11 protein-coding genes are annotated in these 11919 nt (G+C 63.5%); 4 read left to right on the forward strand and 7 right to left on the reverse strand.

Annotated features, from left to right (window positions below; genetic code table 11):
- Nucleotides 1-24: 24 nt before the first annotated feature.
- From motB to flhD, 5 genes are all read right to left on the reverse strand, one after another.
- Nucleotides 25-972, reverse strand: coding sequence for a flagellar motor protein MotB (gene motB, locus ACEN9F_RS07930; protein WP_413419492.1), 948 nt, complete (start codon nt 970-972; stop codon nt 25-27).
- A 37-nt stretch (nt 973-1009) separates the two neighbouring features.
- Nucleotides 1010-1870, reverse strand: coding sequence for a flagellar motor stator protein MotA (gene motA / locus ACEN9F_RS07935; RefSeq protein WP_413419493.1), 861 nt, complete (start codon nt 1868-1870; stop codon nt 1010-1012).
- Nucleotides 1871-2012: 142 nt separating this feature from the next.
- Nucleotides 2013-2753, reverse strand: coding sequence for a class I SAM-dependent methyltransferase (locus ACEN9F_RS07940; protein ID WP_413427000.1), 741 nt, complete (start codon nt 2751-2753; stop codon nt 2013-2015).
- A 73-nt stretch (nt 2754-2826) separates the two neighbouring features.
- Nucleotides 2827-3375 (reverse strand): flagellar transcriptional regulator FlhC, encoded by a 549-nt coding sequence (gene flhC / locus ACEN9F_RS07945; RefSeq protein ID WP_413419494.1) that lies wholly within the window; start codon nt 3373-3375, stop codon nt 2827-2829.
- An 18-nt stretch (nt 3376-3393) separates the two neighbouring features.
- Complete coding sequence (flhD, locus tag ACEN9F_RS07950; protein WP_413419495.1) at nt 3394-3711, reverse strand: flagellar transcriptional regulator FlhD; 318 nt, start codon at nt 3709-3711, stop codon at nt 3394-3396.
- Nucleotides 3712-4319: 608 nt separating this feature from the next.
- Between flhD and kynU the strand changes: the two genes are divergently transcribed.
- The 4 genes from kynU to ACEN9F_RS07970 all read left to right on the forward strand — a co-directional run bounded on the left by kynU (nt 4320) and on the right by ACEN9F_RS07970 (nt 7918).
- A complete protein-coding gene (gene kynU, locus ACEN9F_RS07955) occupies nt 4320-5570 on the forward strand; it encodes a kynureninase (protein WP_413419496.1) in 1251 nt (416 codons plus the stop codon).
- Nucleotides 5571-5590: 20 nt separating this feature from the next.
- Nucleotides 5591-6484 (forward strand): tryptophan 2,3-dioxygenase, encoded by an 894-nt coding sequence (gene kynA, locus ACEN9F_RS07960; RefSeq protein ID WP_413419497.1) that lies wholly within the window; start codon nt 5591-5593, stop codon nt 6482-6484.
- A gap of 149 nt (nt 6485-6633) precedes the next feature.
- Complete coding sequence (locus ACEN9F_RS07965; protein WP_413419498.1) at nt 6634-7242, forward strand: hypothetical protein; 609 nt, start codon at nt 6634-6636, stop codon at nt 7240-7242.
- A 73-nt stretch (nt 7243-7315) separates the two neighbouring features.
- Nucleotides 7316-7918, forward strand: coding sequence for a CHRD domain-containing protein (locus ACEN9F_RS07970; RefSeq protein WP_413419499.1), 603 nt, complete (start codon nt 7316-7318; stop codon nt 7916-7918).
- Here the strand turns inward: ACEN9F_RS07970 and ACEN9F_RS07975 are convergent, their stop codons facing one another.
- Nucleotides 7919-9925, reverse strand: a complete 2007-nt coding sequence (locus ACEN9F_RS07975) for a CocE/NonD family hydrolase (RefSeq protein WP_413419500.1) — start codon at nt 9923-9925, stop codon at nt 7919-7921.
- Nucleotides 9926-9982: 57 nt separating this feature from the next.
- A complete protein-coding gene (htpG, locus tag ACEN9F_RS07980) occupies nt 9983-11902 on the reverse strand; it encodes a molecular chaperone HtpG (protein WP_413419501.1) in 1920 nt (639 codons plus the stop codon).
- Nucleotides 11903-11919 lie beyond the last annotated feature (17 nt).

Raw genomic sequence — 11919 nt, forward strand, 5'->3', positions numbered from 1 at the left:
TCTCGTTCTGGTGCTTCGCTTGCTCTATTTGCGTACCGGCGGACCGGACGGCGGCGCGGCCGGCGCGGCGGCTGCGGCGGCTTCATCGGCGCCGACCTCGATCTGCTTGGCGCCGTCGCGCATCACGCTTTCCTCGGTACGCTTGTTCATGACGATGATGCTGATGCGGCGGTTGATCGGGTTGAACGGGTCGGCCTTGTCGAGGTTGGCGGCCGAGGCCAGCCCCACCACCCGCAGCACCTTGGCGTCCTGCATGCCGCCGGCGATCAGCTCGCGGCGCGAGGCGTTGGCGCGGTCGGCCGACAGTTCCCAGTTGCTGTAGCCGGCGTCGCTCAGGTAAGGCGTCGAGTCGGTGTGGCCGGACAGGCCGATCCGGTTGGGCACGTCGTTCAGCACGAAGCCTATCTCGTGCAGGATTTCCTTGGTGTACGGTTGCAGCTCGGCCTTGGCCAGCGCGAACATCGGGCGGTTCTGCTCGTCGACGATCTGGATCCGCAAGCCTTCGCTGGTGATGTCGAGCAGCAGCTGTTCCTTGAATTTCTTCAGCAGCGGGTTGGCTTCGATCTTGGCTTCGATCTTTTCCTTGAGCGCCTTCAGGCGCTGCGATTCCTCCGCCTCCAGCGCGGCCTTGGCGGCGGTCAGGTTGAAGGTTTTCTTGAGCACCGGGTCGTCGCTGGCCTTGACCTGGCCTTCGCGCCGCGTCAAGTCCTTGCCGCCGCCGGGGATCACCGACGAGCTGTCGCCGCTGCCCGAGCCGCCCTGCAGGGCCACTTTGAGCGGCGTCTTGAAGTATTCGGAGATGCCGTTGAGGTCGCCCTTGGTGGTCGAGCCGAGCAGCCACATCAGGAGGAAGAAGGCCATCATCGCGGTCACGAAGTCGGCGTACGCGATCTTCCACGCGCCGCCGTGGTGGCCGCCGCCGCCCTTCTTGATGCGCTTGACGATGATTGGCCGCAAGCCTTCTTCAGCCATGATTCTTCCTTAACGTTTTTACAATGACCAGCATGGCTTACTTCGATTTCGATTTCTTGATGTGATCCTCGAGCTCGGCGAACGATGGACGCTCGGTCGAGTACAGCACCTTGCGGCCGAACTCCACCGCCAGCGCCGGCGCGTAGCCGTTCAGGCTGGCCAGCAGCGTGACCTTGACGCACTGGTACATCTTGGTCGACTCTTCCAGCTTCTGTTCCAGCAGGCTCGACAGCGGACCGACGAAACCGTAGGCCAGCAAGATGCCGAGGAAGGTGCCGACCAGCGCGTGCGCGATCAGGATGCCCAGCTCGGCCGGCGGCAAGCCCACCGATTCCATCGTATGCACCACGCCCATCACCGCCGCCACGATACCGAAGGCCGGCATGCCGTCGCCCAGCTTGGCGATCGCGTGGGCCGGCGCGGCGCCCTCGTGGTGGTGGGTCTCGATCTCGTTGTCCATCAAATTCTCGATCTGGAACGCATCCATATTGCCCGACACCATCAGGCGCAGGTAATCGGTCATGAATTCCACGATGTGGTGGTCTTCCAGCACGCTCGGGTACTTGCTGAACAGCGGGCTCTGGTCGGGGCTGTCGATATCGCCTTCGATCGACATCAGGCCTTCCTTGCGCACCTTGGACAGCACGTCGAACAGCAGCGACATCAACTCCATGTACAGGTCTTTGGTGTAGCGCGAGCCCTTGAACAAGCTCGGCAGCGCGCCCAGCGTGGCCTTGATGGTCTTGGCGTTGTTACCGACCAGGAAGGCGCCGGCCGCGCCGCCGCCGATCATGAGCAGTTCCAGCGGCTGCAGCAGCGCGGCCAGATGCCCGCCGTTCAATGCGAAGCCGCCGAACACGCCGACGCAGACCACTACATATCCGATGATGACTAACAAGTGCGCTGACTCCCCAGAGCGAAAACCGGCCCGATTGTGACCGTTTCAAGACTAACAAACGCCGGTTTTCAATAAATTTACATGTAGAACTACAATAGCGTGAGTAGGGGGGGACGGGCAAGTGAATAACGCTAAATGATGCTTAAAAGTACCATATGTAGAGGGGAACGCCGCCCTCTGTGGCGTAGATGGTCTGATCGGGCGCACGGGCGTCGATAGCAAATTCGTAGCTGGCGAGCATGGCGCCGGGACGCATTTCGGCCGCCGCCTTGCGCCACAGCGCGGCCATCGCGGCCGGCGACAGGTAGGCGAACACCAGGTCGTAATCGGCGAAGTCGAGCCGCTCGTAGTCGCCCAGCCGGAAGCGCGCGCCGCTGCCGGCCAGCCTGGCCCGCGACCAGCTATATAGCCAGGGCAGCGGCGCCAGTTCGATGCCCTCGCAAACGGCGTCCGGCCGCGCGCGCGCCACATGCATGACCAGGCCGCCCAGGCCGCTGCCGATGTCGATCAGCCGCAGCGGGCGGGCCGGCGCGCCGGCGGCGGGCGGCGGCAGCAGCCGGCACACCGCGCCCCAGACGGCCGGATGCGACGGGTAGTACGGCACCTGGGTGCGGAAGGTCGACCAGTACAGGCCCAGCAAGACCAGGAACAGCAGCAGGAACAGCCAGGATGGCAGCCGCAGCGCCAGCGTCGCCAGCACCGCCAAGGGGAACAGGAGCTGGATCGCGCGCCACCAAGGGGCCAGGCCGAATTTCCAGGTGATGGCAGCGGCCAGCAGGCCCTGCACCACGGCCACGGCCAGGTAATCGACGGGGAAACGAAAACTGGCCATCATATAGATGATGGCCAGCGTCAGCGGCGCGGCGCCGCATTGGATCAGCATCGCCCGCACGGCGGGCGCGCGGGCAATACGTTGAAGGTAGGAATCGGGGGCGGCGGACCGGGTCACGTGGCCATTACGCGGCCAGGGCGTCGGCGTCGCGGGCTTTCTTGGTCTTGCCGGCGCGCGAAGGCATGTGGCACAGTCCGCAGACATAGCTGCCGTTCAAGTCCATGCAGTTGACCACGAACTTGCCCTGGCACTTGCCGCAAGGCGCCGTTTCCAGCATCTTGCTGCTGAAGAAGCGCACCAGCGTCCAGGCGCGGGTCAGCGACAGCAGCGGCTCTTCGCCCGCCTCCGGCGGCATTTGCTCCAGGTACAGCTTGTAGGCTTTCATGACCGCCTCGACGCCGGTGGCGCCGGCATGCACGGTCAGGAATTGGTGAATATTGATGAACAGCGAGGAATGGATGTTCGGCTGCCAGGTCAGGAACCAGTCGGTCGAGAACGGCAACATGCCCTTCGGCGGCGAGACGCCCTTCAGCTCCTTGTACAGCTTGAGCAGGCGCTCGCGCGACAGCGACACTTCCGACTCCAGCAGCTGCAGGCGGGCGCCCAGCTGGATCAGTTCGATGGCCAGCTGGATTTCCTGGGCTTCCGATACGACGCTTTTCTTGGCTGCCATGGTCTGCGCTCCGGGCGATTAAACGATTTCTTCGACTGGCTGGCCAGCCATCAGGATGGCGGCGTGCGACTGGGCCAGCACGCGGTCCTTGTTGTAGTTGGTCAGCATGGCGAGGATGGCGCCGTCGTCGAAGCGGAAACGGGCCAGCATCATGTTGCCGCCTGCCAGCTTCAGGATTTGCGCATTGCTCATGCCTTCGATCAGGTCGGCGATTTCTGCGGCGATGCCGAGGCGGAAGATCGCGGTGACTTTGTCGGCGCGGATCATCTGCTGAGCCAGCATCAGGTAGCTCAGGTTGGCGTCGCGAATTTCAGCCATCATATCGTTAGCGGTCATTTCCATCTCTCCTTCGTTGTCTGCACTGCGGAACACGTTTGCGTTTCCAGTGAGATACATTCTGCGGGAGCAACAAAAAACCGAGAAGAGGTGACTCTCCGTATTTTTCGTCGGGAAATAGCGAACACGACCCGTCGGTGTTTGTCTGACAAACACACGCAGATCGCTCATCTACGCCCTTGCGGCGTAGGATTTGTAAGGTCCAGAATCTTCAAAAAAGTCCTGTCATGAAACGAAAAATAGTGCGTTACAGCGACTCTTTTTTGCTACATCTAACCCGGTTACGGCAGCTTTCTGAGGAACTTTAGGGTTCCGCGAAAATATTTTTCAATTATTTCGACTCTCTTCTTGCTACCCGAAGGCGCTTTTCCGCTCTTCATGAATCTGGTAACGGCAGCGTTTTCGGGAACTTTAGGGTTTTTTTGAAAAAAATCGAAAAATTTTTAAAAAAGTTCTCAAGCCTAGTATTCATGCGGGTTTGCCGGTGCTTCGCCGGCCCGGCGGCGGGCCCGGGAGCAGGTTTTTTGGCGGATTTTCAGGGTACACTCGCGCATCCGGCAACTTATTGAAGCCTAAAGCTTCTCCCCACCTTGCAAGAAAGTTACACAATGACAACTCGCAACCACTGCCTGGAACGCGACGCGCAAGATCCGCTCGCCAAGCTGCGCGACCAGTTCGACCTGCCGCCCGGGATTATTTATCTGGATGGCAACTCCTTGGGGGCCCGCCCGAAAGCCGCCCTCGCCCGCGCCCAGCACGTCATCGCGCGCGAATGGGGCCATGACCTGATCCGCAGCTGGAACAGCGCCGGCTGGTTCGACCTGCCCAAGCGCCTCGGCAACCGCCTGGCGCCGCTGATCGGCGCCGCCGACGGCGAAGTGGTGGTCACCGACACCACCTCGGTCAACCTGTTCAAGGCGCTGGCCGCCGCGCTGCTGATGCAGGCGTCCGAACCGCTGCGCGCCAGCCGCCGCGTGATCGTCACCGAACGCTCCAACTTCCCGACCGATATCTATATGGCCCAGGGCCTGACGTCGTGGCTGGACCGCGGCTACAGCATCAAGCTGATCGACAGCGCCGACGAGCTGCCGGCCGCCGTCGATGCCGACACCGCCGTCGTCATGCTGACCCACGTCAACTACCGTACCGGTTATCAATACGATATGCGCGCCACCAGCGCCCTCGCCCACGCGGCCGGCGCGCTGATCGTCTGGGATCTGGCGCACTCGGCCGGCGCGGTGCCGGTCGCGCTGGAGGCCGACGGCGCCGACCTCGCGGTCGGCTGCACTTATAAATACCTGAACGGCGGCCCCGGTTCGCCCGCCTTCATCTGGGTGCCGCGCAAGCATCAGCCGCGCTTCCAGCAACCGCTGTCGGGATGGTGGGGCCACGCCGCGCCGTTCGCGATGGCGCCCGGTTTCGAACCCACCGACGGCATCGGCCGCGCGCTGTGCGGCACCCAGCCCATCGTCTCGCTGGCGATGGTCGAGTGCGGCCTGGACGTGTTCGGCCAGACCTCGATGGCGGCCGTCCGCGCCAAGTCGCTGGCGTTGACCGACCTGTTCATCGAGCTGGTCGAGCAGCGCTGCGCCGACCATCCGCTGGGACTGGTGACGCCGCGCGCGCATGCGCAGCGCGGCAGCCAGGTCAGCTTCACCCATCCGCACGGCTATGCGGTGATGTCGGCGCTGATCGCGCGCGGCGTCATCGGCGACTACCGCGAGCCGGCCATCATGCGCTTCGGCTTCACGCCGCTGTACACCAGTTTTGCGGATGTATGGGATGCGGTGGAAATCCTGCGCGATATCCTGGACCGCAAAGACTACAACGTCGACGCCAAGCGCGACGCCGTGACCTGATAACGAGATAAACTATATATATGAGCGATCAAAAAGAAGCGCCGGTTCCACCAGCAGGCTGCCCGATGCACGCCGCCGCTCCCGCCGCCGGCGACGCCAAATGGCACGACGCGCAGATGGACTTCAGCAACTCGATGAGCTACGGCGATTATCTGGGCCTGAACCAGATCCTCAACGCCCAGCACCCGCTGTCGCCCAACCACAACGAGATGCTGTTCATCGTCCAGCACCAGACCAGCGAGCTATGGATGAAGCTGATGCTGCACGAGATGCACGCGGTGCGCGCGCACCTGCAATCGGACGACCTGGCGCCGGCCTTCAAGATGCTGGCCCGCGTGGCCCGCATCATGGACCAGCTGGTGCACGCCTGGGACGTGCTGGCCACCATGACGCCGCCGGAATATACCGCCATCCGGCCATATCTGGGCGCCTCGTCGGGCTTCCAGTCCTACCAGTACCGCGAGATCGAGTTCATCCTCGGTAATAAGAATGCGGCGCTGCTCAACGTCCACACCACCGCGCCGGACGCCTTTGCCGTGCTGGACAAGGCGCTACGCGAACCATCGGTCTACGACGAAGCGATCAAGCTGCTGGCCCGTAATGGCCTGCCGATTTCCGCCGAGCGCCTCGACGCCGACTGGACGCTGCCGACCGCCGCCGACGAGTCGGTCCAGAACGCGTGGCTGGAGGTGTATCGCGATCCTTCCAAGCACTGGGCCTTGTATGAGCTGGCGGAAAAGCTGGTCGACCTGGAGACCGCGTTCCGCTTCTGGCGCTTCCGCCACGTCACCACGGTCGAGCGCATCATCGGCTTCAAGACCGGCACCGGCGGCACCGCCGGCGTCAGCTACCTGCGCAAGATGCTCGACGTCGTCCTGTTCCCCGAACTGTTCGCGCTGCGCACCGCGCTGTAGGACACGCACAGGAGGTGCGCCTCCGCGCCCCTTCTGGCAAACCCACTGAAATGCGTACTGATTTGTACTGAATTGAACTTGAATCTACTGAGATGGTCTAACTCAGTAGGTATCAGTAGATCCCAGTACATTTCAGGAGGAATTTCAGTATGTTTGCCACAACGAGCGTGAACCTCTCCCCCAACACCCTGCTCGCGCTGTTGGACTACCTGCGCGACACGGGCGCCACCGCCGATCCTGCCGAAGCGGTCGACACCGCCGTCCGATACTGGCTCACCGCAATAAAGCAAGGCGATGGCGACGGCGCGCGCAGCACTCCGCGCGGCTACCAATGGAAATCGCTATTCCTGCCCGACGGCAGCTGGCTGCGCATGGCCTACCGAGGCGATCACGAATACGCCACCGTCGAAGGAGACCAGATCATGTATCGCGGCCGCCCCACCACGCCGAACCAATTCGCCAGCAACCACACCAACACGGTACGCAACGCCTGGCACGACATCTCGATACGCATGCCTGGCGAGAAAAACTGGAAAATGGCCTACCAACGCCGCAAGGAATTGGAACTGGCAGCCCGTCAGGTAAAGAACCCGCCGGAAGCGGCCGAAACAGTCCCCGCCTCGCCGCCGCGCGCGACGGGCGGCTCGGTCATCCCCAAGCCACCCTGCATGCAACGCGACGTCGATCCCGGTCCCGGCTGGACCGAACCCGAGCGCCGGAAATACCGCTACCGCCTCGAAGACGTCGCCTTCGACTGAAGACCATCCAACCTTCGCAAGCCACGGAACTCGCGCGCCGGCCTCCCCTCTAATCATCAAGGAGGAGAATAAGATGAACCAGCGTATCCGAACCAGCGCGGCGGCAGCGTGCCTGCTGCTGTCGGCCATGACGGCGGCGCAGGCCGCCAGTTACACTGCCATACTCACCGGTCCCAAGGAAGCACCGCCCAACACCTCGCCCGGCGTCGGCGCCACCGTCGTCGTCTTCGACGCCGCCACTCACGTGCTTGAAGTGAACGTCGCCTTCAGCGGCCTGACCGGCGAGACCACCGCCGCCCACATCCACTGCTGCACGGCGACACCCGGCAGCGGCACCGCCGGCGTCGCGACGGAAACGCCCACCTTCGGCAGCTTCCCGCTCGGCGTCACCAACGGCGCCTACACCAACACCTACGACACCTCGCTGCCAGCCAGCTGGAGCGCTGCCTTCCTGAGCGCCAACGGCGGCACCACCGCCGGCGCGGAAGCCGCCTTCACCGCCGGCTTGAACAGCGGCAGCGCCTATCTCAACATCCACACCACGGACCACCCCGCCGGCGAAATCCGCGGCTTCCTGGCCGCCGTCGCGGCGGTGCCGGAACCCGCCAGCTACGCCATGCTGGGCCTGGGCCTGCCGGCGGTGCTGATGATCGCGCGCCGGCGTCGGAAGGTATAGCTATTTGGGACTGGCGCCAACCAGCGGCAGCTCGATATAGCTGTCGTGATAAATGCGCTGGGTCGCCTTCCTGTAATCCGCAGGCTGCGCGAAAAAGATATTCGGCACAAAAGTCTGCGGATTGCGGTCGTACAGGGGGAACCAGCTGGACTGGATCTGCACCATGATGCGGTGCCCCGGCAGGAACACGTGGTTCGCGGTCGGCAGCGCAAAGCGGTAGGGCAAGGCCACGCCGGCCGCAATCGGCCTGGCGGTCTCGAAGCTCTCGCGATAGCGGCCACGGAAGATATCGGCCGACACCATCAACTGGTAGCCGCCCATCTCCGGCTGCGCCGCCACCTGGTCCGGATACACGTCGATCAACTTGACCACCCAGTCGGCATCGGTGCCGCTGGTGGATGCCAGCAGCTGCGCGACCGGCTCGCCGCTGATCTTGACCGGCGCCGTCAGCACGCCGGTGGTATAGGTCAGCACATCGGTGCGGCCCGATGCTTCGCGCTGATCGTCGACCAGCCAGCGCGGCCACGTCTGGCCCTTGGCCTCGTCATAGCCATACGGCGCGATCGGCCGCGCGCGGAACGGCACCGGCTTGCCCGGATCGGACACATATTCGTCAAACGCGGTCTTCTGCGCGGGCGCCGACACCGGCGCCGGCGGCGCGTTGCTCAGGTTGAGCCGGGCGTTGGCCGCCAGCCGCAGCGTGGCGGGCGCGATCGCGCAGCCGCTGTTGCAGCCGCTCGGCCAGGCGTCCAGCGAACGCCACTTGTTGGTGCCGGTCTCGAACGCCGACACCGGCGCTATCGGCGCACCGGACGCGGCCGCCCCATCGTCCTTCAGGTAGCGGTCCAGGAAAGGCCGCAGGATCTCTTGCCGGAAGTGCAGCGCCGTATCGCTGTTGAACTTCAGCGGCCCCAGATGGCTGCCGTCGCCAATCGCGCCGCCGTGGTTCCACGGCCCCATCGCCAGGAACACCTTGCCATCCTTGTCGTTCGGCTTGATCGCCTTGTACACCGCGATGGCGCCGTAGATATCCTCGGCATCCCACAGGCTGTGCACCAGCAGGGTCGGCACCGTCACCGGCTGCCTGGCCAGCAGCTGGTCCATCGCCTGTCCGCGCCAGAACGCGTCGTATGCCGGGTGCGCAGCCATCTTGCGCCAGAAGCCGCTCTGCTCCACGCCGCGCTGGCGCGCCAGCTCGCCCGCGGACCCGGCCCGCATGAACACATCGTAGTCATCGTAATGGCTGGTGTACCAGCGCGCCTCGTTGCGCCGTGTGACCACCTGTTCCAGCACATACGACAGATTGATCTGGCGGAAGGCGCCGTTGTGGAACCAGTCGTCACCGCGCCAGCCGTCCACCATCGGATTCATCGGCACCGACACCTTCAGCGCAGGATGCGGATTCACCAGCGCCATCAGCGGCAGGAAGCCGTCGTAGGAAATGCCGATGATGCCGACCTTGCCGTTCGACTCGGGAACGTTCTTCGTCAGCCACTCGATGGTGTCCCAGGTATCGGTCGAATGGTCGACCGGCGTCGGATTGAAGGCGGTGCCGGCCAGCGGCCGGTTCATCACATAGTCGCCCTCGGAGCCGTACTTGCCGCGCACGTCCTGCACCACGCGGATATAGCCGCCTTCGACGATCACATCGGCCGCGTTGTCGTAGCCCTGCAGGATGGACGCCATCTGCGAGCTCTCGGCATGGTTAGTCAGCTCGGCCGCGCCGTAGGGCGTGCGGGTCAGCAGCATGGCCGCGTTGCGCGCCTTGCGCGGCACGATGATGACGGTATTGAGCTTGACGCCGTCGCGCATCGGTATCATCACACTGCGCTTGACGTAGTCGAACGCCCCCACCGGCGCCTTGAATTCATCAGGCGTTTCGCTAGGCAGTGCGGGATATTGGGGAGTGGCGGCCACGCCCGGCGTCGATGCCGGCAGCGCGTCCTGCGCGTGGACGGAGATAAGAACGCTGGCCAGAACGGCCAGCGCCAATGCGGATTTCTTCATAAACGCCCCGGATTCCTGTGAACCGATAAAGTATCACAAGGCCCGGGGCGGGACTGCTTATTTTGCCGCGCCGCTCAACAGCATCTCGTTCAGGCGCTTGACGAAGGTGGCCGGATCGCTCAGCGAACCGCCTTCGGCCAGCAAAGCCTGGTCGAACAGGATGTGCGACCAATCGCTGAACTGCGCGCCGGCGTCCTGGTACTTCAGGCGCGTCACCAGCGGGTGGTTAGGATTGATCTCCAGGATCGGCTTCGACTCCGGCGCGTTCTGGCCCGCGGCCTTCAGCATGCGCAGCAGGTTGCCCGACAGCTCATGCTCGTCCGCCACCAGGCAGGCCGGCGAATCGGTCAGGCGGAACGTCACGCGCACGTCCTTGGCCTTGTCGGTCAGGGCGTCCTTCATCTTGCCGACCAGTTCCTGGTAGGACGACTCGGTCTCTTCGTGCTCCTTCTTCTCGGCTTCGTCTTCCAGCGCGCCCAGATCCAGGCCGCCCTTGGCCACGGAAACCAGCTCCTTGCCTTCGAACTCGGTCAGGAAGGACAGCATCCACTCGTCGACGCGGTCGGTCAGCAGCAGCACCTCGACGCCCTTCTTGCGGAAGATCTCCAGGTGCGGGCTGTTCTTCGCGGCGACGTAGTTATCGGCCGTGACGTAGTAGATCTTGTCCTGGCCTTCCTTCAGGCGCGCCACGTACTGCTCCAGCGACGTGACCTGCTCGTCGTTCTCGTTGGCGGTCGAGGCGAAGCGCAGCAGCTTGGCCAGGCGGTCCTTGTTGCCGGCGTCCTCGCCGATGCCCTCTTTCAGCACCTGGCCGAATTCGGTCCAGAAGGTCTGGTACTTGTCCTTCTTTTCCTGCTCGTCGGCGTTGGCCAGTTCTTCCAGCATGCCGATCACGCGCTTGGTCGAACCTTCGCGGATCACCTTCACATCGCGCGACTCCTGCAGGATCTCGCGCGAGACGTTCAGCGGCAGGTCGGCCGAATCGATCACGCCCTTGACCATGCGCAGGTAGGCCGGCATCAGCTGCTCGGCATCGTCCATGATGAACACGCGCTTGACGTACAGCTTGATGCCGCCGCGCTTGTTGCGGTCCCACAGGTCGAACGGCGCCTTGGCCGGGATGTACAGCAGCTGCGTGTATTCGCTGCGGCCTTCGACGCGGTTGTGCGTATGCGTCAGCGGCGCCTGGAAGTCGTGCGACACGTGCTTGTAGAATTCCTCGTACTGCTCCGGCGTGATGTCGGACCTGTTGCGGGCCCACAGCGCGCTGGCCTGGTTGACGGTTTCCAGCTCGTCCTTCAGGACGGTTTCCTTCTTCTCTTCGTCCCACTCTTCTTTCTGCATCACGATCGGCAGCGAGATGTGGTCGGAGTACTTGCGGATGATGGACTTGATCTTCCACGACGACAGCAGCTCGTCTTCGCCTTCGCGCAGGTGCAGGATGATGTCGGTGCCGCGGCCGGTCTTCTCGATCTGCTCGACCGAGTAGTCGCCTTCGCCGGCCGATTCCCAGCGCACGCCTTCGGACGCCTGCGCACCGGCGCGGCGGGTCTCGACGGTGATCTTGTCGGCCACGATGAAGCCCGAGTAGAAGCCCACGCCGAACTGGCCGATCAGGGCCGCGTCCTGCTGCTGGTCGCCCGACAGCTTGCCGAAGAATTCCTTGGTGCCCGATTTGGCGATGGTGCCCAGGTGCGAGATCGCCTCGTCGCGGCTCATGCCGATGCCGTTGTCGGAAATCGTGATGGTGCGCGCGGCCTTGTCGAACGAGACCTTGATCTTCAGTTCATGGTCGTTGCCGTACAGGGCGTCGTTGTTGATCGCCTCGAAGCGCAGCTTGTCGGACGCGTCGGAGGCGTTCGAAATCAGCTCGCGCAGGAAAATCTCCTTGTTCGAGTACAGGGAGTGGATCATCAGTTGCAGCAATTGCTTGACTTCGGCCTGGAATCCCAGGGTTTGCTTTTCGGTGTCTGCCATTTTAAAAGCCTCTAATA

The organism is Duganella sp. CT11-25 (assembly GCF_047302815.1).
GTDB lineage: Bacteria > Pseudomonadota > Gammaproteobacteria > Burkholderiales > Burkholderiaceae_D > Rugamonas.

Excerpts from the sequence above, each read along its gene's own strand:
- ACEN9F_RS07965 (WP_413419498.1), top strand. The coding sequence starts at position 6,634 with ATGTTTGCCACAACGAGCGTGAACCTCTCCCCCAACACCCTGCTCGCG.
- kynU (WP_413419496.1), top strand. The coding sequence starts at position 4,320 with ATGACAACTCGCAACCACTGCCTGGAACGCGACGCGCAAGATCCGCTC.
- htpG (WP_413419501.1), bottom strand. The coding sequence starts at position 11,902 with ATGGCAGACACCGAAAAGCAAACCCTGGGATTCCAGGCCGAAGTCAAG.
- ACEN9F_RS07970 (WP_413419499.1), top strand. The coding sequence starts at position 7,316 with ATGAACCAGCGTATCCGAACCAGCGCGGCGGCAGCGTGCCTGCTGCTG.
- flhC (WP_413419494.1), bottom strand. The coding sequence starts at position 3,375 with ATGGCAGCCAAGAAAAGCGTCGTATCGGAAGCCCAGGAAATCCAGCTG.
- ACEN9F_RS07975 (WP_413419500.1), bottom strand. The coding sequence starts at position 9,925 with ATGAAGAAATCCGCATTGGCGCTGGCCGTTCTGGCCAGCGTTCTTATC.
- ACEN9F_RS07940 (WP_413427000.1), bottom strand. The coding sequence starts at position 2,753 with ATGCTGATCCAATGCGGCGCCGCGCCGCTGACGCTGGCCATCATCTAT.
- motB (WP_413419492.1), bottom strand. The coding sequence starts at position 972 with ATGGCTGAAGAAGGCTTGCGGCCAATCATCGTCAAGCGCATCAAGAAG.
- kynA (WP_413419497.1), top strand. The coding sequence starts at position 5,591 with ATGAGCGATCAAAAAGAAGCGCCGGTTCCACCAGCAGGCTGCCCGATG.
- flhD (WP_413419495.1), bottom strand. The coding sequence starts at position 3,711 with ATGACCGCTAACGATATGATGGCTGAAATTCGCGACGCCAACCTGAGC.